The following is a 21,117-nucleotide window of genomic DNA, read 5'->3' on the forward strand; positions in this document are numbered from 1 at the left end:
CCTCGGGGCCCGGATCAGCCGGCGGGCGGGCGGGTGATGACGCTGAAGGACGTTCCGAAGGGGTCGGTGAGCGCGGCGATGCGCCCGTAGGGGGCGTCCTCGGGGGTGCCGGCCGTTCCGCCGGCGGCTAGGGCGCGGGCCGCCACGTCATCGGTGTCCGCCACCTCGAACACGGTCTGCCAGCGGGACGCCCGCGCCGCCGGATCGCCGAAGACTCCGCCGACCTCATGCCCGTCGGGCCGGCGCAGGAAGGTGAAGTCGAAGCCGGGGAGATCGTCGTTGCCGTCGAGCGTGAAGCCGAAGACGGCGGCGTAGAACCGGCGGGCGGGCCCGGGGTCCGGGGACGCGAGGTCGTTGCGGACCAGGGTGTTGGGCTCGTTGACCAGCTCACAGCCCGGCAGCGGCTGTCCCTGCCAGAGGCCGAAGCGGGCGCCGACGGGGTCCGCGACGACGGCCGTACGGGCCGACCCCGCCACGTCCGAGGGCGGCAGCAGCACCGTCCCGCCGCACTCGGCGATCTGCTTCGCCACGGCGTCGCAGTCGTCCGTGGCGAGATACGGCAGCCACCAGGACTCGCCCTCGATGTCCGCGGCGGAGACCGGCCGCAGCGCCGCCACCCGCCGGCCGCGCAGCAGACACAGGATGAACGGGCCGGTCGCCGCCGACCGCTCCTCGTACTCCCAGCCGAACAGCGCGCGGTAGAACTCCTTCGCCCGGTCGAGGTCCGGAACCCCGAGATCGATCCACGTCGGCGTACCGAGCGGCTGATTGATGCTGATCTCGCTCAACGTCTGCTCCTTCGCAGTGCCCTTGCCCGGACGTACGTATCGACGGTAGCGAGCATCTAGGACAGGTCACGTCCTAGAGCCGCCGGAGACCCGGCCGCCCCTCGAACCACTTGAACAAGCGTCATAGACAAGCGTTTAAGACGCTCGTATAGTCGCGGTACCGGTCAGCGAATGCACCACGACCGAGCGCCGCCGCCGCGTGGCGCAGTGCATGCAGGAGCACCACGACCCCGAAGGGAACCCCGCCATGTCCGGCACCGTTTCGCCGTCCTCCCGCACCAGCCCCCGGACCGTGCTGATTTCCGGCGCGAGCATCGCCGGTCCGGCGCTCGCCCACTGGCTGCACCGCTACGGCTTCGCGGTGACTGTCGTCGAGCGCGCCCCCGAGCTCCGGACCGGTGGCTACAAGGTCGACATCCGGGGTGCGGCGGTCGAGGTCGCCGAACGGATGGGAATTCTGGCGGACATCCAGCGCGCCAGTACGGACATGCGGACCGGCGCGTATGTGAACGACGACGGCAAGCGGATCGCCACCCTCCCCGCCGCCATCTTCGGCGCCCGGGTCGGCCGGGACGACGAGATCATGCGGGGCGACCTGGCGCGCATCCTCTTCGAACGCACCCGGGCGGACGTCGAGTACGTCTTCGGCGACTCGATCACGTCCCTCACCGAGCGGGCGGACGAGCACGAACACGGCCACGGCCACGGCTCTGACGGCACCGGCGGCGTCGAGGTCACCTTCGAGCGGGGTGCGCCGCGCCGCTTCGACCTCGTCGTCGGCGCGGACGGGGTGCACTCGAACGTCCGGCGGCTGGCCTTCGGCCCGGAGGAGCAGTTCGTACGGCACCTCGGGGCGTATATCTCCGCGTTCTCGCTGCCGAACGACCTCGGCCTGGACCGCGAGGAGTTGTACCACGCGGTACCCGGCAGGCTGAGCTGCGTCTACAGCTCGGCCGGGGACCCGGCGGCCAAGGGTCTGCTCACCTTCCGCTCGCCGCGGCTGGCCTACGACCACCGGCAGCCCGACCGGCAACTGGCGCTGCTCGACGCCGCGTTCAAGGGCGTCGGCGTCCGCCCGTCCGAAGGCTGGACGCAGATCCCGCGGCTGCTCGAAGCGGCCCGTGCGGCGGACGACTTCTACTTCGACGGGCTCCAGTTGATCGAGATGGACCGCTGGTCGCGCGGCCGGGTGGTGCTGCTCGGCGACGCCGCCCACTGCGCCTCGCCGGCCTCGGGACAGGGCACGGGGATGGCGCTGGTCGGCGCGTATGTGCTGGCGGGGGAGCTCGCGGTGGCCGGCCGCGGGCCGGAGGAGGCGTTCGACCGCTACGAGAAGGAGATGCGCGGCTACGTCGCGGTCAATCATGCGCTGGCCGAGAAGTTCGCCAAGGACATGACGGCGGACACCCGGCGGCAGATCCGGTTCCGGCATCTGATGATGCGGATCCTGCCGTACATGCCGTGGAAGAACCTGGTCGCGAAGAAGATCGCCGAGGAGGTGCAGCGGGGCGCCAACGCGATCACCCTCCGGCACCGGTCGCGGCCGGCAGGCACGCTCCGACCGCCGGGCGTGCTCCGGCCGCCGGAGGCCCGACGTACGCTGCCTGACATGAGCGATCACCGCGCGCACCAGGACTCTCCGGACGCCCGCCCCGCCGGCGCCCCGGCGCAGCACGCCGACGACGCGGACGCCCAGGCGTTCCGCGAGCTGCTGCACGGGCTGCGGGTCTGGGATGTCGCACTGCCGTCGTTCGACCCGGCGACGGCCCCGGCCGAGCCGCTCCCCCTGTTCCGGCAGTGGCTGCGGGAGGCCGCCGAGGCCGGTGTCCCCGAGCCGCACACCATGACGCTCGCCACGGCGGACGAGGCCGGCAACCCCTCCGTGCGAACCCTGATGCTGCATGACGCCGATGAGCGCGGCTGGCACTTCGCCTCGCACCGCGGCAGCCGCAAAGGCCGTGAACTGGCCGTGCGGCCGCGGGCGGCGCTCGGCTTCTACTGGCCGGCGGTCGGCCGCCAGGTGCGGGTCAGCGGGCCGGTGACCGTGGCGGGCCCCGAGGAGAGCGCGGCCGATCTGCACCACCGCTCCACGGGCGCGCTGGCCGCGGCGCTGGTCGGCCGGCAGAGCGAGGTGCTCGGCTCCGTCGAGGAGCTGGCGCGCGCCTCGGAGGCGGCGTGGGAGCGCGCCCGGAGCGAGCCGGCGGCGCCGGTGCCGAGCTGGACGCTGTATGTGCTGCGCCCGGAGGAAGTCGAGTTCTTCCAGGGCGATGCGCAGCGCCGGCACGTACGGCTCAACTACCGCTACGAGAACGGGCGCTGGAGGCAGGATCTGCTCTGGCCGTGAGGCGTGAAGCGTGAGCAGGGTCTGCTCCGGCCGTGAGGCGCGGCCGGCGCGGGTGGCACCGGCCCGTCCTCACAGCTGCTGGTACATGATGTGCAGCCCCACATAGCCCTTGGTGGGGTGCCGGAAGCCCTCGGGGAGGGTCGTCATGATCTGGAAGCCCAGCGACTTCCAGAGCGCGACGGCGCCGGTGTTGGTCTCCACCACGGCGTTGAACTGCATCGCCCGGTAGCCCTCGGCGCGGGCCCAGGCCAGGACGTGCTCGCCCAGGGCCCGGCCGACACCGCGGCCGCCGCACTGCGGGTCGACCATGAAGCTGGCACTGGCGATGTGCGAGGCGCCGCCCATGTGGTTGGGGTTCATCTTGGCCGTACCGAGGACCGTGCCGGAGTCGTCGACGGCGACGACCGTGCGGCCGGGCGGCGTCAGCAGCCAGCTCTCGCGGGCCGTCGCCTCGTCCATGTCCCGCGGATAGGTATAGGTCTCCCCGGCCGCCACGATGGCGTGGAAGAAGGGCCAGATGGCGGGCCAGTCGGCCGCGGTCGCCTCACGGATCTGCACGGCCACAGCATGCCTCGGGCCCGGCGGGGGCGCCACCGGAATACGCGGGGGCGGGGTGGGGCGCTGTGAGCGGGGACGAGGCGCTGTGGACCGGGCCGGGGCTCCGGGGTGGGGCCGGGCGCCGTGGGCGGGGCCGGGGCCCGGGGGCGCGGGTTCACGCCGGGCGGAAGACGGGGACGGCCATCGCGGCAGCCTCGGCCCCGCCCTTGCCCTCGGCCCCGCCGATGCCTTCGCCGCCGCCCTCCCCCACTCCCCGGAAGTGCACCACGAGCGGCATCCCGATCCGCAGCTCCGGCTCCGGGCAGTCGGTGATCTCGGTCATCATCCGGGGGCCTTCGGCGAGATCGACCACGGCCGCGACGTACGGGACCCGGTCGCCGAACGGCGGGAGATCGTTACGGTGCACGACCGACCAGGTATAGAGGGTGGCGCGGCCGGTGGCCGGCTCCCAGCCGACGTCCTCGCTCCAGCAATACGGACAGAATTCGCGCGGGTAGTGGTGGGCCGCGCCGCAGCCCTCGGCCCGGCAGCGGCGCAGCAGCAGCCGCCCCTCGGCCGCAGCGTCCCAGTACGGCCGGGTGAAGTCATCCACCTCCGGCAGATCGAACCGCGCGACGCTCCGTGCCGCGCCATGTGCCGCGCCCCGAGCCTCCGCACGCCGCGTCTGCGTACTCCGCGTCTCCGTATCAGCCCTGGCCCTCACCGGAACACCCCCAGCACCTCGTCGAACGACCAAGCCCGCCCGCCCATCGCGCACAGGGCGGCGACCACCAGTCCTGACGGTACGTCAGTTCAACCGAAGCGAGCCGGGCGCGCAAGGGGACCGGCGCGATCCCCCGGCCCCTGGAGCGGCGACCGGGGACCGGGGACCGGGGACCGGGGACCGGGGACCGGGGACCGGGGACCACACAAGCTTTCCCCTGCAACCCCATTCCTGACAGAGCGTCAGTTCAAGTAATCTGACTATGCGTCAGTTATGGAGAGCCGTCACACAGGAGCGGGCGTCTGCGATGCTTGGATCGACTCACGGCACCCTCACCACTCACTCCCGGCCGGCCCGCGTCGTGGCCTGTGGGGAGCAACCACCACACACCGTCCACGGCATGAGTGAACCGCATCGCGGCGGCGGGGGCCAGGGCGCCTGCCCCGTCGACCGGGATGTCAGCGGCCGGCCGCTGCACGCTCCGGTGCCCGACCTGGACCGGTTCTTCCGGCCCGAGTCCGTGGCGGTGATCGGCGCCTCGGACAGCGAGGGCCGTCCCAATACCGGCATCACCCGTCAGCTGATCGCCTGGGCGGAACGGGTCGGCGCCCGGCTGCACCCCGTCAACCCGGGACGCGCCCAGGTCTTCGGGCAGCCCTGCCATGCCTCCGTCGCCGATCTGCCGGAACCCGTCGACCTGGCGGTCCTCCTGGTCGGCGACCCGCTGCCGGTCATCGAGCAACTCGCCGAGGCCAAGGTGAAGTTCGCGGTGGCCTTCGCCTCGGGGTTCGCGGAGACCGGTGAGCGCGGTGCGGCCGCCCAGGAGCGGCTGGCCGAGGCCGTCGCCCGCTCCGGGCTGCGGCTGCTCGGCCCGAACACCAACCTCAACGCCTTCGAGAGGTTCCGTACGGACCTGGACGGGCCGGCCATCGCCCTGATCACCCAGTCAGGCCACCAGGGCCGTCCCGTCTTCAGCCTCCAGGAGCTGGGCATCCGCCTTTCGCACTGGGCGCCCACCGGCAACGAGGCCGATCTGGAGACCGCCGACTTCCTCTCCTACTTCGCCACCCGCCCCGAGGTCGGGGCCATCGCGGCGTATGTGGAAGGGCTCAAGGACGGCCGCAGTTTTCTGCTGGCCGCCGACCGGGCCGCCCGCAACAAGGTGCCCGTCGTCGCCGTCAAGGTCGGCCGCACCGAGACCGGCGCCCGCACGGCCGCCTCGCACACCGGCAAGCTCACCGGCGCGGACGAGGTCGTGGACGCCGCGATGCGGCAGTTCGGGGTGATCCGGGTCGACGGGCTCGACGAGCTTCAGGACACCGCGGCGCTGCTGGCCCGCGCCAGGAAGCCCACCGCCGAGGGCGTCGCCGTCTATTCGATCTCCGGTGGCACCGGCGCCCACTTCTCCGACCTGGCGACCGCGGCCGGTCTGCGGCTGCCCACCCTCGGCCCCGCCAAGCAGGCCGAACTGCACCAGTGGATACCGGAGTACCTGCACGTCGCCAACCCCGTCGACAACGGCGGGCACCCGGTCGGCGACTGGCGCGGCCGCAAGATCCTCGACGCGATCCTGGCCGACCCCGCCATCGGCGTACTGATCTGCCCGATCACCGGCCCCTTCCCGCCGATGAGCGACAAGCTCGCGCAGGATCTGGTGGACGCGGCGGAGCAGACGGACAAGCTGGTGTGTGTGGTGTGGGGCTCGCCGGTCGGTACGGAGGACGCCTACCGCCGCACTCTCCTCGGCTCCTCGCGGGTGGCGACCTTCCGCACCTTCGCCAACTGCATCACCGCCGTCCGCGCCTACCTCGACCACCACCGCTTCGTCGACGGCTACCGCTCGCCCTTCGACGACGCCCCGCGCGTGCTGTCCCCGTCCGCGCGCAAGGCGCAGGCCCTGATGCGTCCGGGCCAGCAGCTCAGCGAGCACGCGGCGAAGCAGCTGCTGCGCGCCTACGGCATCCGGGTCCCGCGTGAACAGCTGGTGACCAGCGCGGCGGCGGCCGTACGGGCCGCGAGCCTGGTCGGCTATCCCGTGGTCATGAAGGCCTCCGGGCCGCAACTCGCGCACAAGACCGAACTCGGCCTGGTCAAGGTCCAGCTGACCTCGGCCAGCCAGGTCCGGGACGCCTATCGCGAGCTCACCGACATCGCGCGCTACGAGGACGTGCCGCTGGACGGGGTGCTGGTCTGCCAGATGATCGAGCGGGGCGTCGAGATGGTCGTCGGCGTCACCCGGGACAGCCTCTTCGGGCCGACCGTGACCGTCGGCCTCGGCGGGGTGCTGGTGGAGGTGCTGCGGGACGTCGTGGTGGGCGTACCGCCCTTCGGGGAGGACCAGGCACGCGCGATGCTCGACGAACTCCGCGGCCGGGCCCTCCTGGACGGTGTGCGCGGAGCGCCGCCCGCGGACCTCGACGCGCTGGTCGAGACCGTCCTGAGAGTGCAGCGGATGGCGCTCGAACTCGGCGACGACCTGGCCGAGCTGGACATCAATCCGCTGGTGGTGCTGCCGCGCGGCCAGGGCGCCGTGGCCCTCGACGCACTCGCCGTCTGCCCTTGACCACCCCCGCACCCGCGACCACACCCACATCACGGCCCGCACCCAGGCTGCCGTCCACCGGACCGCCGGCCGCCGTGCCCACCCCGACCGCACCCCCTGGAGCCGCTCCCCCATGACACCCTCACCGTCCCCCGGTTCCGTTCCCCCCGCCGCGCCCGACGATCCCGACGAGCCGGCCGCCCGCGCGGACCCCGTCGATACCGTCGATACCGTCGATACCGTCGATTCATTGGTACTGCACGCCACTGACAACGGCGTCTCGTGGCTGACCCTGAACCGGCCCGACGCGATGAACGCCGTCACCTGGGACCAGCGCGAACGCCTCATCGGCCGGCTCGCCGACGCCTCGGCCGACCCCGGTATCCGGGCCGTCGTGCTCACTGCGACCGGTAAGGGCTTCTGTGCCGGTGCCGATCTGCGCGGCGCGCCGCCGGCCGGCGAGCGGGTCGCCGGTGATGTCGCCCGGATGATCCGGGGCGGCGCCCAGCGGCTCATCACGGCGGTGCTGGACTGCGAGAAGCCGGTCATCGCCGCCGTCAACGGCACCGCGGCCGGGCTCGGCGCCCATCTCGCGCTCGCCTGCGATCTGGTGCTGGCCGCCGAATCGGCCCGGTTCATCGAGGTGTTCGTCCGCCGCGGCCTGGTACCGGACGGCGGCGGCGCCTACCTCCTGCCGCGGCTGATCGGTCCGCAGCGCGCCAAGGAGCTGCTGTTCTTCGGGGACGCCCTGTCGGCCGCCGAAGCGGAACGGCTGGGTCTGGTCAACCGGGTGGTGCCGGACGGGGAGCTGACGAAGACGGCCCGGGAGTGGGCCGAGCGGCTGGCGGCCGGCCCGACCCGCGCCCTGGCCCTGACCAAACAGCTGGTCAACGCCTCGCTCGACGCGGACCGGAGCACCGCCTTCGCTGCCGAGGCCACCGCCCAGGAGATCAATATGACGACGGCGGACGCACAGGAGGGCGTCGCCTCCTTCGTGGCGCGCCGCCGCCCGACGTTCCGGGGCCGCTGACCTCCCGGAGCCCCCGTGGGCCTACCTCACCTCCGCCGGGCACTCCGGCACCTCACGGGTGTTCCGCGTCCGCACCCCCGGCAGCCAGCCCCGCGCCCCCTGCCCGCTGGTGACCAGATACCAGCGGGTGGAGGTGACGCCCGCTTCGTCGCGGACCATCCGGCCGTCCGTCACCACACAGCGTGCGGCCAGCGCATCGCCGTGCCAGACCCGGCCCGCGGAGTTGCCGCGTGCGGCGTACTCGGCGCGCGGATCGTTGGCCAGCCGCAGCGCGCACTCCAGGGAACGGCCCGTGCGGCAGGCCTGTTCGCTGTTGTAGACCGTGATCTTCACCGTCGGGGTCGGCCCCGCCGGCTGGACGGAGACGGGCCCGGGGCGCACCAGCCACCACACCCCCAGTGCCACCGCGGCCACCGCCGCCGCCACCACGAGCACGACCATCCGCGGCCGCCTCCGGGGCAGCGGCACCACGGCCGGTGCCCGCGCGGTACCCGGCTCCCGGATGCGGTCCCACAGGCCGGGCGGTGTCTCGATCTGCTCGTCCGCGAGCCGGAGTCGGGCGCGCAGCAGCGCCTCGGCATCGTCCCCGCCGCCGTCGCCCCGGCCCCCGCCGTAGCCCGGGCCGTCACCGCCCGCCGCGCCCGCACCGCCGTCGTACCGTGGCCCCACGTCCACCGTGCCGCTCACCTCCCGGCCTGCCCGTGCTCCGATTCAACGAGGTAGGCGCGCAGCCTGTCCAGCGCACGGGCGCGATGGCGGGCGGCGGTGCCACGATGCACCTTCATGATCTTGGCGGCCTGGTCGATGGTGTAACCGTCGAGGTCGACGAGGATGACGATGCCGGCCTGCCGGTGCGACAACTTCCCCAGCAGGCGCACCGCTTCGATCTCGGACTGCCGCCGCTCCACCCCGCCGTCCCAGCCGCCCGGCGCCCCACCAGGCGCTCCCCCGGCGCCGCCGCCCGCACCGGCCTCCTCGACGCCCTCCAAGCCGTCGACCAGCACCTGGCGCCGGTCCTTGCGGTAGGCGTCGCGGGCGACGTTGAGGACGGCGGTGAAGGCATAGGCGTAGGGCTCGGGATGGGCCAGGAAGCGCTGGGGGCGGGCCGCGAGTTTGAGGTAGGCCTCGTGCACCACGTCCTCCGCGGACTGTCGCGATCCGGCCAGCATCACCGCCCTTCGGTACAGCCGGGGCAGCAGCCCGCAGAAGACCTCGTCGAAGGTGGGTGACGCGGCAGACGAAGCTGACGGCGCTCTCGCATCGGCCATGTACCGGAACTCTCCCCCGTGCTCGGCTACGGACGCGGCCGCAGTGGACGCTACCCGCGCGAACGACACGCAATCAGGAACCCAGCCCCCAATCTCCCCCGATTCCACCGCAGATCATCCCGGAAGCACGGGAAACCACACCTGCGGGTGGCGCCCGCTCCGCACGCCTTCACATCTGACGCTCCATCAGATTCAATGGGAGACATGATGGGACATGCGGGAATGGCGGCCACGGTCGTGCGGTACCTACGCTCCGTCGGCGCGCCCACCACGGCGGCCGCGCCGTCCCCCGCCACCGCGCCACCACGGCCCGCGCTACGCGCCGTACGCGAGGACGAGCGCGCGCCTCTGGACCCGGCGGAATTCCGCTCCGTTCTGGGGCACTTCGCCAGCGGCGTCACGATCATCACGGCCCCGGGGGAGCCGGGCCCGGCCGGGTTCGCCTGCCAGTCCTTCGCCTCGCTCTCCCTCGACCCGCCGCTGGTCACCTTCATGGTGGCGCGTACGTCGGCCACCTGGCCGCGGATCGCCCGCGCCGGGGTCTTCTGCGTCAATGTGCTCGGCGCCGGGCAGGGCGGTCTCTGCCGCGGGTTCGCGGTCAGCGGGGGCGACAAGTTCGCGGGTGTCCCCTACGGGACCGCGCCGGTGACCGGTTCGCCGCGGCTGGCGGACGTCCCCGCCTGGATCGACTGCACGGTCCAGGCCGTCCACACCGGCGGCGACCACCTCATCGTGGTCGGCCGGGTCGAGGCGCTCGGCACCGACCCGGCCGCCGCCGAGAACGGCCCGCTCCTCTTTCACCGGGGGACCTTCGGCCACTTCCGTCCGTAAATGCCTGCCAACTGAGGCAGCCCGCACGCCACTTTCAGCCCCCCGCCGGGCCGGAACGGCGAGCACGCACCCCGCCACGACCCGCGCCCTACCCGGCGGCCACCCGCCCGTCCGCGGCGCCCGCCCGCCCCTGCCGGATGACCAGGGCCATCAGCGCCGCGACGGCGCACAGTGCGCCCGACGCGTACCAGACCGGGTTGTACGTGCCGAACGCATCGCGCGCCAGGCCGCCCAGGAAGGCGATCAGCGCGGCGCCCACCTGGTGGGCGGCCAGCACCCAGCCGAAGACGATCGCGGCGTCGTCCCCGTAGTGCTCACGGCACAGGGCGAGGGTCGGCGGGACGGTCGCCACCCAGTCAAGACCGTAGAAGACGATGAAGAAGACCATCGGCGGGTGGACGGTGTCGGACAGCAGCAGCGGCAGGAACATCAGCGACAGGCCGCGCAGTCCGTAGTAGGTGGCCAGCAGCCGGCGGGTGTGGAAGCGGTCGGTGAACCAGCCGGACGCGATGGTTCCGGCGATATCGAAGATGCCGATCACCGCGAGCAGTGAGGCGGCCGCCGTCATCGGCATGCCATGGTCGTGCGCCGCGGGTACGAAGTGCGTCTTGACCAGGCCGTTCGTCGTGGCACCGCAGATCGCGAAGGTGCCCGCCAGCAGCCAGAACGGACCCGTACGGGCTGCCGAGACCAGGGCGCGCAGAGCACGCCGGGCCGCGCCCCGCTGCGGCGGCGGCTTGGGGACGAACTCCGCCGCCCCGTACGGCGCGACGCCCACATCCGCCGGGTGGTCGCGCAGCAGCAGCCACACCAGCGGGACGACGGCGAGCGCGGCGAGCGCGACGGTCACCGCGGCCGGCCGCCAGTCGTACCGCTCGACGATCCAGGAGAGGGCCGGAAGGAAGATCAGCTGTCCGGAGGCGCCGGCCGCGGTGAGGATGCCGGTGACCAGCCCGCGCCGGGCGGTGAACCAGCGGCCGGTGACCGTCGCCGCGAAGGCCAGCGCCATCGAGCCGCTGCCCAGCCCCACCAGCACACCCCAGTACAGGACGAGTTGCAGGCTCGTCGTCATGAAGACGGTCAGCCCGGCACCGACCGCGATCACCGTCAGGGCGACCGCCACCACCCGCCGGATGCCGAACCGGTCCATCAGCGCCGCGGCGAACGGCGCCGTCAGCCCGTAGAGCGCGAGGTTCACCGACACCGCGAAGCCGATGGTGCCGCGTGACCAGTGGAACTCGGCGTGCAGCGGCTCGATGAGCAGGCCAGGAAGGGAGGCGAAACCTGCCGCGCCGATGAGGGTGAGGAAGGTGACGGCGGCGACGGACCAGGCCCGGTGCGGGCGCCGCCGACCGGGCACGGGGGCAGGCTCGGGGGCCGCCTCGCGCAGGGGCAGTTCAGGTGTCTGGGTCACCGGAGCAGCTTCGCCCGTCACCCCGGGCGGAACGAGTGGCCGGAAGGCCAGGGTTCATCAGGATCGGGCCAGGGTCGCCCCGGGGTCCGGCCCGAACGTCAGCACCCCCCGGGCCACCCGCCCGTGATGGGCGTCGTCCGCCGCCCGCGCGAAGTCCTCCACCGGATACGTCCGGGTCACCAACTCGTCCAGCAGCAGCCGCCCTTCGCGGTACAGCCGGGCGTACAGCGCGATGTCCCGCTGGGGCCGCGCCGACCCGTAACGGCAGCCCAGGATCGACTTGTCCAGGTACATCGACGACACCAGGAACGACGCCTCCGCGGTGGCCGGCGGCACCCCGAGCAGCACCGCCTGGCCGTGCCGGTCCAGCAGATCGATGGCCTGCCGGATCAGCCGGGTGCTGCCCACGCACTCGAAGGCGTGGTCGGCGCCGGTCGGCAGGATCTCCTTCACCGCCTTGACGCTGTCGGCCACCGCCGACGCGTCGATGAAGTGCGTCGCCCCGAACTGCCGGGCCACCGCCTCCTTCGCAGGGTTGGCGTCCACCGCCACGATCACCGACGCCCCGGCGATCCGGGCCCCCTGGAGCACATTGAGGCCGATCCCGCCGGCCCCGATCACCACGACGGAGTCCCCGCGGTCCACCTTCGCCCGGTTGAGCACCGCCCCGACGCCGGTCAGCACCCCGCACCCGATCAGCGCGGCCGAGGTCAGCGGAATATCCTCGGCGATCTTGACGGCCTGCACCGCCTTGACGACCGTACGCTCCGCGAACGCCGAGTTCGACGCGAAGCTGAACAGCTCGCGTTCGCCCCGCCGGAACGGCTTCTGCGGCATCCCGATCGCCTTCCGGCACATCGTCGGCCGCCCCCGGTCGCACTCCGCGCACGCCCCGCAGTTGGCCAGCGTCGACAGCGCGACATGATCGCCGGGCACCACATGGCCGACGCCCGCGCCGACCGCCTCGACCACCCCCGCGCCCTCGTGCCCCAGCACCACCGGCACCGGGAACGGAATGGTCCCGTCGATCACCGACAGATCGCTGTGGCACAGCCCCGCGGCCCGGATCCCGACCAGCACCTCACCCGGCCCCGGGTCCCGCACGGTCAGATCGTCCACGACCCGGGGCTGCTCGCCGTCGAATATGACGCCTCTCATCACCGCTCCAGTCTGGGCAGGCCGAGCACACGCTCGGCGATGATGTTGCGCTGGATCTCATCCGAACCGCCGTAGAGGGTGTCGGCCCGGGTGAACAGGAACAACCGCTGGAGCGCGTCCAGTTCGTACGGCGCCCGGGCACTCCAGTCGACGGGCCCGAGCGCCGCCGCGGCCCCCCGCACCCGCATCGCCAGCTCCCCGAGCCGCTGATGCCAGCCGCCCCACAGCAGCTTCGCCACACTCGGCGCCCCCGCGTCCCCGGCGGCGCCCAGGGTCCGCAACGCGTTCCACCGCATGACCCGCAACTCGGCCCACTGCCGTACGAGTTGCTCCCGCAGCACCGGATCCCGCACCGCCCCGCCACGGACCGCGGCGGCGACCACGGCGGCCAGCTCCGCGGCGAACCCGATCTGCTGCACCAGCGTGGAAACCCCCCGCTCCCGCGCCAGCAGCCCCATCGCCACCCGCCAGCCCGCGCCCTCCCCGCCCACCACATGCGGAGCCCGCGCCCCGTCGAAGAACACCTCGTTGAACTCCGCCGTCCCCGACATCTGCCGGATCGGCCGCACCTCGATCCGCCCCGGCTGATCCATCGGCACCAGCAGGAACGACAGCCCCCGGTGCCGACGCTCCCCCGGATCGGTCCGGGCCAGCACGAAGCACCAGTCGGCCTCCCCGGCCAGCGACGTCCAGATCTTCTGCCCACTGACCCGATAGCCGCCACCGTCCCGGACCGCCACCGTCCGCAGCCCCGCCAGATCCGACCCCGCCTCCGGCTCGCTGTAGCCCTGACACCACAGCTCCTCCCCCCGGGCGATGGCCGGCAGAAACCGCCGCCGCTGCGCCTCGTCCCCCGCCGCGATCAGCGTCGGCGCCAGCAGATTCTCACCGATGTGCCCCACCCGCCCCGGCGCCCGGACCCGCGCATACTCCTCGGCCCACACGACCTGCTGCGTCAGACTCCCCACCCGGTTCCCGTACGCCCCCTCCGCACACTCCCACCCGAGCCCGATCCACCCCCCACTCCCCAACTCCCGCTCCCACTCCCGCCGCACAAGGGCCCCCTCATGCTCACTCCCGGGCCCCCCGCCCCCGCCAACGCGGCGTAATCCCCCACGAGATGGCCCGTCAGCCACTCCCGAGCCTCCACCCGGAATTCCTCATCCGCACCCCCGAACCCAAAGTCCACAAGCCCCTCCCACCCTCACCCACACCGACGCCCACCGACACCGACGCCCACCCCCACCCACCTGCACTCACTCCCCCAACGGGAGGGGACGGGCCGGAGGGGCCTGGTGTGTGGACGTAAAGCGAAGCAGTCCACACACCAGGCCCCGGAGGCCCGTCACCGCACCCACAGCCCCGCGCAGCGGACCCGGCCCGCCGCAGGCGCAACGGCGAACAACCACCACGGCGGGACAGCCGAAAACGCACGCAGGCCACCTACCGCTTCGGCCGCGCCTCCGCAGCCGCAGACGCCATCGCCGCCACCCGGGAAAGCATCGGCATCGGATCAACCCCCACCGCCCCCGGCAACACCTCCGCCACCCGCTCCGGCGTCCACCCACCCCCCTCGGCATACACGGAGCGCAGCTCCACCGGCTGGGCCCACACGGCGATCTTCGGCCCGGCGACCGTATAGACCTGGCCGGTGATCTCCCGGGCCCGCTCGCTCAGCAGATAGACGACCAGCGCCGCCACATCCTCCGGCTCGCCGATCTCGGTCAGCTCCATCGGCACCTTCTCGGACATCCGCGTCCGGGCGACGGGCGCCACCGCGTTGGCCGTCACCCCGTATTTGTGCAGCCCGAGCGCGGCGCTCCGTACGAGCGAGATGATCCCGCCCTTCGCGGACGCGTAGTTGGCCTGGGACACGGAGCCCTGGTGATTGCCGCTGGTGAAGCCCAGCAGAGTGCCGGATTTCTGGCGGCGCATCACCGCGGCCGCGGCCCGGAACACCGTGAACGTCCCCTTCAGATGCGTGGCGACGACGGGGTCCCACTCCTCCTCGGTCATGTTGAAGAGCATCCGCTCGCGCAGGATCCCGGCCACACACACCACACCGTCGATCCGTCCGTACTGCGCCAGCGCGGTGTCCACGATCCGCTGGCCGCCGGCCATGGTCGACACATCGTCGGCGACCGCGGTCGCGACGCCGCCCGCCGCCTCGATCTCCTTCACCACGGACTCGGCGATCTCGCTGCTGGGTGCACCGCCGTCGATGGCGACCCCGTAGTCGTTGACGACCACCTTCGCGCCCTGTTCCGCGCAGGCCAGGGCGACCGCCCGGCCGATGCCGCGGCCCGCCCCCGTTACGGCGATCACTTTGCCGGCCAAGAAGTTCCCCATGCCGTGACCCTTCCCGCAGTTTCTGACGGACCGTTAAATTTTTGAGCAGACCCGGTACGAACACAAGACCCCGGGCCGAACCGGCCCCGGCCGCCCCGAGGAGGCCCCATGCCCCTGCCGCAGGAGTTCCATGACATCGCCAAACGCGTGAACAACTGGGGGCGTTGGGGCGCGGACGACGAAATCGGGACCCTCAACCTGATCACCCGTCAGGTCGTCCGGGAGGCCGCCGCCAGCATCCGCAGCGGCCGCCGGATCCCGCTCGCCCTCCCCCTCCGACAGGACGGCGTCCAGACCGGCGTGATCCCGGGCCGGGTCAATCCGCTGCACACCATGACCGCCATCAACCAGGAGATCTTCGGCCCCGGTACGGTCGCGACCTCCGACGACGCGGTCACCATGGGCCTCCAGGCCGCCACCCACTGGGACGGCCTGGCCCATGTCTCCCACTCCGGACGGCTCTACAACAACCGCCCCGCCGACTCGGTCACCGCACACGGCGGCGCCACCGCGCTCGGCGTGGAGAAGGCCACCCCGATCGTGTCCCGCGGCGTCCTCCTGGACGTGGCCCGGGTGCACGGCACCGAAGGGCTGCCCGGCGGGCACGCCGTCACCCCGGAGGACCTGGACGCCGCCGAGGAGCTGGCAGGGACGAGGGTCCGGGCCAGCGATATCGTCCTCGTCCGTACCGGACAGCTGCGGCACTATCTCGCCGGCGACCGGCAGGGCTACGCCTTCCCGTCACCCGGGCTGTCGCTGCGCACCCCGGAGTGGTTCCACGCGCGTGATGTCGCGGCGGTCGCCAACGACACCCTGACCTTCGAGATCTTCCCGCCGGAGATCGAGAACCTGTGGATGCCGGTGCACGCCCTCCACCTCGTGGAGATGGGCATGCTTCAGGGCCAGAACTGGAATCTGGAGGAGCTGTCGGCGGCCTGCGCGGAGGAAGGCCGCTTCGCCTTCCTCCTGTCCGCGGTGGCCGAACCGTTCGTCGGCGGGTCCGGTGCGCCGGTCGCCCCCGTGGCGATCCTCTGAGGCGGCCGCGCCGAGTCGCCGACCGCACCGGCCGGCGACTCGACGGCGCCCGGCCGGTCAGGCGGCAGGTGCCGGGATCTGCCGGAGGAGCGCCGGTGGTGCGCCGATCGGATCGATTACGCCTGGTGCGTCACGGTGCGTGACGCGGCACAAGAGGGCTCATACGCCCCGAGGTCGGCCCCCGCCGCCATCAGCAGCGGGCGGCCGCGGTCCACCTCGCACCAGATCCGCTTGCCGGTGCCCTCCTGCTGCCAGCCCCAGCGGTCGGCGAGACCGTCGACCAGCTCCAGGCCGCGGCCGTTGGTGTCGTCGCCGTCGGCGTGCCGCTGGCGCGGCGGGCGGGCGCTGACGTCCAGCACTTCGACCCGGACCGTGCCCACCACGGCGCCCGAGCCGGAGAAACACATCCGCAGCTCGGCCGCCGCGCCGGTGTGCACCACGGCGTTGGTGACGAGCTCGGAGATCAACAGGATCAATGTCTCCGCGAGTGGCTCATCGACCCCTATGCCGGAACCCGCGAGCCGCGAGCGGGCCCACCGCCGGGCCCGCCCCACCTCCGCGGGGTCAGGCCGTACGTCCAATTGCACCTGAAGCACCTGCACCGCTCACACCATCCGAACCGGCGGAAACATCGCCTCGCGCCTCCACGGAGTCACGGTGCGTGACCCCGGCGAAGCACAGCATGGTTGACGTTGAGTCACCCCAACAAGCGCTTCGGGCATATTCCAGCGCAAGGGAGTATGCGTCCTGCATACTGTGCGACGCACTTTGCGGGGAGTCGAACATGGGGGGCAACCCGGGCCCTGCCTGAGGCGAGCGGCGCGCAGTCCGTACCCCGGAGCCGTCCTTCCGACGGCACCGGGTCCGTTGCGCCACAGAACCACTCGCACCCAACGGAGAGTACCCGAGCGGAACGCCGACTCCCCCCTGTGACGAGTCACGCCTAGGACACAACCCGATATCGACACTCTGTGACCGCTTCTGCGTGGTGAGGTCCGACATTCCGTACACGGAGTGCCACAGTCTGACATCGGCAGCCGCCACGCACCCCGCAACGGCCTCCGCCTCCGTGCCGTCAGGCGATCAAGCCCGCGGCCAGCAGCTCCTCGGCCCCGCCCGCCGTTCCCCAGCGCTCGGCATGCCACCAGGCCCGCTTGAGGTGCAGATGGACATCGGCCTCCCAGGTGAAGCCCATTCCGCCGTGGACCTGCAAACAGTCCCGGGCGTTGCGCACCGCTGCCTCGTCGGCGAGCAGTTTCGCGCCCGTGATGTCGAGAGCACTCTCCGTGACCGATGCCGCATACACCGCACTTCGGGCGATTTCCGCGCGTACCAGCATCTGCGCGCACAGCTGCTTGACGGCCTGGAACGAGCCGATGGGGACGCCGAACTGCTCGCGCTCGCGGGCGTGGCCGGCCGCCATCTCGACCGTGCGGACGGCGCTGCCGAGCTGCTGGGCCGCGGTGAGCAAGGCGGCCTCGCGGCGGAGCCGGGGCACGTCCACGGCCACGGGTTCGGTGCGCGGCAGGTCCAGAACGCGGGCGAGCGGAGTGAGGGGGTCGACGGAAGCAAACGGGGCGCAGGGCACCCGGTCCGGCGCGCTCCGGTACGCACCGCCCGTACGCCCCGGTGCGCCCTCCGCCCGGCCGTCGGCCTCGCCCCCGGCAGGGCCGTCGTCGCCCTCCAGCAAGATCAACTCATCGCAGCCGGCCGGGTGTTCCCACAGCAGCGGCTCCCGCGCCCCGTCGCAGAGTCCGGCGATCCGCTCACCGGTCGCGACCCCGTCCACCAACCCGGCCAGCAGCAAGCACGCCACCAGCGGCCCCGGCAGCAGCGCCCGCCCGGCCTCCTCCAGGACCAGCACCGCCTCCGGCAGCCCCAGCCCCACCCCGCCGTCCCGCTCCGGCAGCCGCAGCGCGAAGAACCCGGCCGCGCCCAGCTCACGCCACAGCGCACGGTCCGGTGCGGGCTCCTCGACGGCCGCCCGCAGCCGGTCCCGCCCGAACCGCCCGGCCAGCAGCTCCCGGGTGCCGTCCTTCAACGCCCGCTGCTCATCGGTGAGTTGGAAGTCCACCGCCCGGTCACCGCCCCTTCGGCAGGCCGAGGATCCGCTCGGCGACGATGTTCTGCTGGATCTGCGAGGTACCGGCCGCGATGGTGTACGAGAGGGACGACAGCCGGTCCGCGACCCAGGCGTGGTCCGCGTCCAGCGCGCCGGCGCCCAGCACCTCGGCCGCCGCGTCGTACAGCTCCTGGCGGGCGTGCGAATAGCGCAGCTTGAAGACCGAGCCGCCGGCGCCCGGGACGCCGCCACTCCCCCGCTGCCCGCCGCGCGCGGCGCCCCGCATCGCCTCGCTCACATTCCACTGGGTCAGCCGCCACAGCGCCGTGAACTCCGCGCTCAGCCGGCCCAGTCTGCGGCGCAGCACGGCATCGTCCCAGCGGCCGTTGGCGCGGGCGGCCCGGGCCAGCTCGCCGAGCACCCGGCGGCAGGCGACCACTTCGCCGACGAAGGCGGTGCCGCGCTCGAAGGACAGCGTCACCATCGTCACCCGCCAGCCGTCGTTCTCCGCGCCGACCCGGTGGGTGACCGGGACCCGCACCTCGTCGAGGAACACCTCGGCGAACTCCGTCGAACCGGCGAGGGTGCGCAGCGGCCGGACGGTCACCCCGGGCGCGTCCATCGGCATCGCCAGCCAGCTGATGCCGCGGTGCCGGGGCGCGGCCGGGTCGGTGCGGACGAGGAGTTCGCACCAGTCGGCGACCTCGGCGTGCGAGGTCCAGATCTTGGCGCCGCTGATGACGTAGTCGTCCCCGTCGCGGACGGCCCGGGTGCGCAGCGCCGCGAGGTCGGATCCGGCGTCCGGTTCGCTGAAGCCCTGGCACCAGATCTCCTCGCCGCGCAGGATCGGCGGCAGCCAGCGGGCGCGCTGCTCGGCGGTGCCCTCGGCGGCGAGGGTGGGTCCGGCGTGCAGCAGTCCGACGAAGTTGGCCCCGACGTAGGGGGCGCCGGCGCGCTCGGTCTCCTCCAGGAAGATCAGGTGCTGGGCGGGGGTGGCGCCCTGCCCGCCGGCGTCCCGCGGCCAGTGCAGGCCCGCGTATCCGGCGTCGTACAGCATCCGCTGCCAGGCGGTGTCGTACGCCCGGCGGCCGGGCCAGTCGGTCGCGGCGGGCGGTGCGGGCAGCTTCGGCAGCACCTCGCCGAGCCACCGGCGCAGCCGGGCCCGGAAGTCCTCCTCCTCCGGTGTGCAGCTGAGGTCCATGGCGGCTACTCGCCGAGGCCCGGGCCGGGCCCGCGGACCGTGGTGCCGCACCGCGGCGGGTGACCCGTCGCGTCGTCGACGCCCTCCACCGGATTCGCCATCGTCGCCCCTCGTCCGAATCTGATGCACCGTCAGAAAGAGGCTAGCCCGGCCCCTCTGGACCGACAAGGCACCGGCATCTACTCTCGGCAGGCATCTGACGAGGCGTCAGCAGACGGCGACGGGAGGGACGGGTGACCGGCACCACCCTCTGGGACCTGGTGGCCTGGCGCGCCGCCCGTACCCCCGGCGCCCCGGCCCTCATCCAGGGGGACGGGTCCGCCCGGCAGGAACGGCGGATCAGCTTCGGCGCCCTGCACCGGCGGCATGGGGGCACCTCCCATGCCCTTAAGGCATGGGGGAGGGTCGCGGCCGGCCTGTACGAGCGGGGCGTACGGCCCGGCAGCCGGGTCGTCTGGCAGCTGCCGACCCTCCCCCAAGCTCTTAAGGAGCAGGGGGGACCCCCACCGAGACCGTGCTGTTCAGCCTCGCACTGGCCCGGATCGGCGCCGTCCAGAGCCCGCTGCTGCCGCTCTACCGCGCACACGAGACCGGCCAGGTGCTGCGCCGCACCCGCGCGGCCTTCTTCGCCGCCCCCGGCGTCCGGCGCGGCTTCGACCACCGCGCGATGGCGGACCGCCTGGCCGCCGGCCTGCCCCGTCCGCCCACCGTCATCGACGCTGACGACACCCTGCCCGACGCCGACCCGGCCGTCCTGCCCCCGCCCCCGGCCGACGACGACGTGGTCCGCTGGATCTACTGGACCTCCGGCACCACCTCGGCCCCCAAGGGCGTGCTGCACACCGACCGCAGCCTGCGGACGGCCGGGCACTGGCTGGGCGCGGCCCTGCGCCTCGGCCCGTCGGACATCGGCTCGATGGCCTTCCCGTACGCCCATGTCGCCGGGCCCGACTACACCGTCATGCTGCTGGAACACGGCATCCCCGCCGTCCTCCTGGAACACTTCGCGCTGCCCGGCGCGCTGGCCGCCTACCGCCGTCACCGGGTCACCCTCGCCGGCGGCTCCACCGCCTTCTACGCCCTCTTCCTCGCCGAGGCGCGCAAGCTGCCGCCGGGCCGCCGGCTGCTGCCGTCACTGCGGCTGCTGGCCGGCGGCGGCGCGCCCAAGCCGCCCGCGCTCTACCACGAGGTCACCGCCGAGCTCGGCTGCCAACTCGCCCACGGCTACGCCATGACGGAGGCCCCCATGGTCACCATGGGCGACCCGTATGACAGCCCCGGACATCTGGCCCACACCGACGGCCGGCCGCCCGCGGGCATGGAGATCCGGATCGCCCCCGAGAGCGGGGAGATCGCACTGCGCGGCCCGGCCGTCCGCCGCGGCTACCTCGACGAGCCCGCCCCCTTCGACGCCGACGGCTTCCTCCGCACCGGCGACCTCGGCCACCTCACCCCCACCGGGCACCTCGTCGTCACCGGGCACCTCGTCGTCACCGGCCGCCTCAAAGACATCATCATCCGCAAGGGCGAGAACATCTCCGCCCAGGAGATCGAGGAACTCCTCTACCGCCACCCGGACATCGCCGACGCCGCCGTCATCGGCCTGCCGGACCCCGAACGCGGCGAACGCGTCTGCGCGGTCGTCGAACAGCCCCCAAATGCCGGTGAGTTGGCCCTGGCCACCCTCTCGGCGCACCTCCTCACCCAGGGCCTGGCCCGGTACAAACTCCCCGAACAACTGGAGCTGCTGCCCGCCCTGCCCCGCGGCGCCACGCTGCGCAAGGTCCTCAAACAGGAGCTGCGGGAGCGGTTCGGGGGCGGCGGGGCCGGGTGA

16 protein-coding genes and 3 pseudogenes are annotated in these 21,117 nt (G+C 73.0%); 7 read left to right on the forward strand and 12 right to left on the reverse strand.

Annotated features, from left to right (window positions below; genetic code table 11):
* Nucleotides 1–14 precede the first annotated feature (14 nt).
* Complete coding sequence (locus CP981_RS16935) at nucleotides 15–788, reverse strand: VOC family protein (RefSeq protein WP_085928568.1); 774 nt, start codon at nucleotides 786–788, stop codon at nucleotides 15–17.
* Between the two features lie 247 nt (nucleotides 789–1,035).
* Here CP981_RS16935 and CP981_RS16940 point away from each other — a divergent pair.
* Together CP981_RS16940 and CP981_RS16945 are read left to right on the forward strand one after the other, a co-directional pair.
* Nucleotides 1,036–2,073: pseudogene (locus tag CP981_RS16940) on the forward strand (FAD-dependent monooxygenase); the annotation flags it as partial.
* 324 nt (nucleotides 2,074–2,397) lie between these two features.
* Nucleotides 2,398–3,132: a pyridoxine/pyridoxamine 5'-phosphate oxidase gene (locus CP981_RS16945; RefSeq protein WP_085928576.1), complete on the forward strand. Its 735-nt coding sequence runs from the start codon at nucleotides 2,398–2,400 to the stop codon at nucleotides 3,130–3,132.
* A 69-nt stretch (nucleotides 3,133–3,201) separates the two neighbouring features.
* Here CP981_RS16945 and CP981_RS16950 read toward each other — a convergent pair whose 3' ends face one another.
* A complete protein-coding gene (locus CP981_RS16950) occupies nucleotides 3,202–3,690 on the reverse strand; it encodes a GNAT family N-acetyltransferase (RefSeq protein WP_085928575.1) in 489 nt (162 codons plus the stop codon).
* A gap of 154 nt (nucleotides 3,691–3,844) precedes the next feature.
* Nucleotides 3,845–4,282, reverse strand: a complete 438-nt coding sequence (locus CP981_RS16955; RefSeq protein WP_244329681.1) for a Zn-ribbon domain-containing OB-fold protein — start codon at nucleotides 4,280–4,282, stop codon at nucleotides 3,845–3,847.
* A gap of 418 nt (nucleotides 4,283–4,700) precedes the next feature.
* Here CP981_RS16955 and CP981_RS16960 point away from each other — a divergent pair, with 418 nt between their 5' ends.
* The gene (locus tag CP981_RS16960) at nucleotides 4,701–6,956 is read left to right on the forward strand and encodes an acetate--CoA ligase family protein (protein WP_085928567.1); all 2,256 of its coding nucleotides are present in this window, start codon (nucleotides 4,701–4,703) and stop codon (nucleotides 6,954–6,956) included.
* A gap of 112 nt (nucleotides 6,957–7,068) precedes the next feature.
* The gene (locus CP981_RS16970; RefSeq protein ID WP_244329682.1) at nucleotides 7,069–7,965 is read left to right on the forward strand and encodes an enoyl-CoA hydratase/isomerase family protein; all 897 of its coding nucleotides are present in this window, start codon (nucleotides 7,069–7,071) and stop codon (nucleotides 7,963–7,965) included.
* Between the two features lie 21 nt (nucleotides 7,966–7,986).
* Here the strand turns inward: CP981_RS16970 and CP981_RS16975 are convergent, their stop codons facing one another.
* Both CP981_RS16975 and CP981_RS16980 read right to left on the reverse strand, forming a co-directional pair.
* Entirely contained in the window at nucleotides 7,987–8,640 is a 654-nt protein-coding gene (locus CP981_RS16975; RefSeq protein WP_249030750.1) for a hypothetical protein, read from the reverse strand.
* Between the two features lie 8 nt (nucleotides 8,641–8,648).
* On the reverse strand, nucleotides 8,649–9,233 hold the full coding sequence (locus CP981_RS16980; RefSeq protein WP_085928565.1) for an RNA polymerase sigma factor: 585 nt from the start codon (nucleotides 9,231–9,233) through the stop codon (nucleotides 8,649–8,651).
* A 195-nt stretch (nucleotides 9,234–9,428) separates the two neighbouring features.
* Between CP981_RS16980 and CP981_RS16985 the strand changes: the two genes are divergently transcribed.
* Nucleotides 9,429–10,064 carry a flavin reductase family protein gene (locus CP981_RS16985; protein ID WP_244329683.1) on the forward strand — a complete coding sequence of 212 codons (636 nt, stop codon included), beginning with the start codon at nucleotides 9,429–9,431 and terminating at the stop codon, nucleotides 10,062–10,064.
* Nucleotides 10,065–10,152: 88 nt separating this feature from the next.
* Here CP981_RS16985 and CP981_RS16990 read toward each other — a convergent pair whose 3' ends face one another.
* From CP981_RS16990 to CP981_RS17005, 4 genes and pseudogenes are all read right to left on the reverse strand, one after another.
* Entirely contained in the window at nucleotides 10,153–11,478 is a 1,326-nt protein-coding gene (locus CP981_RS16990; protein ID WP_085928572.1) for an MFS transporter, read from the reverse strand.
* A 57-nt stretch (nucleotides 11,479–11,535) separates the two neighbouring features.
* On the reverse strand, nucleotides 11,536–12,636 hold the full coding sequence (locus CP981_RS16995) for a Zn-dependent alcohol dehydrogenase (RefSeq protein ID WP_085928563.1): 1,101 nt from the start codon (nucleotides 12,634–12,636) through the stop codon (nucleotides 11,536–11,538).
* A pseudogene (locus CP981_RS17000) lies at nucleotides 12,636–13,825 on the reverse strand (acyl-CoA dehydrogenase family protein). The gene CP981_RS16995 and the pseudogene CP981_RS17000 overlap by 1 nt, the downstream one beginning before the upstream one ends.
* Before the next feature lie 254 nt (nucleotides 13,826–14,079).
* Nucleotides 14,080–14,985, reverse strand: coding sequence for an SDR family oxidoreductase (locus CP981_RS17005; protein WP_085925733.1), 906 nt, complete (start codon nucleotides 14,983–14,985; stop codon nucleotides 14,080–14,082).
* 108 nt (nucleotides 14,986–15,093) lie between these two features.
* Here CP981_RS17005 and CP981_RS17010 point away from each other — a divergent pair, with 108 nt between their 5' ends.
* Nucleotides 15,094–16,020 carry a cyclase family protein gene (locus tag CP981_RS17010; protein ID WP_085925732.1) on the forward strand — a complete coding sequence of 309 codons (927 nt, stop codon included), beginning with the start codon at nucleotides 15,094–15,096 and terminating at the stop codon, nucleotides 16,018–16,020.
* Between the two features lie 116 nt (nucleotides 16,021–16,136).
* Here CP981_RS17010 and CP981_RS17015 read toward each other — a convergent pair whose 3' ends face one another.
* The 3 genes from CP981_RS17015 to CP981_RS17025 all read right to left on the reverse strand — a co-directional run bounded on the left by CP981_RS17015 (nucleotide 16,137) and on the right by CP981_RS17025 (nucleotide 19,283).
* Nucleotides 16,137–16,622, reverse strand: coding sequence for an ATP-binding protein (locus CP981_RS17015; protein WP_085925731.1), 486 nt, complete (start codon nucleotides 16,620–16,622; stop codon nucleotides 16,137–16,139).
* A 473-nt stretch (nucleotides 16,623–17,095) separates the two neighbouring features.
* Entirely contained in the window at nucleotides 17,096–18,094 is a 999-nt protein-coding gene (locus CP981_RS17020; protein WP_085925730.1) for an acyl-CoA dehydrogenase family protein, read from the reverse strand.
* A gap of 7 nt (nucleotides 18,095–18,101) precedes the next feature.
* On the reverse strand, nucleotides 18,102–19,283 hold the full coding sequence (locus CP981_RS17025; RefSeq protein WP_085925729.1) for an acyl-CoA dehydrogenase family protein: 1,182 nt from the start codon (nucleotides 19,281–19,283) through the stop codon (nucleotides 18,102–18,104).
* 233 nt (nucleotides 19,284–19,516) lie between these two features.
* Here CP981_RS17025 and CP981_RS17030 point away from each other — a divergent pair.
* Nucleotides 19,517–21,117 (forward strand): annotated as a pseudogene (locus CP981_RS17030) (class I adenylate-forming enzyme family protein).

The organism is Streptomyces platensis, assembly GCF_008704855.1.
GTDB classification, from domain to species: domain Bacteria; phylum Actinomycetota; class Actinomycetes; order Streptomycetales; family Streptomycetaceae; genus Streptomyces; species Streptomyces platensis.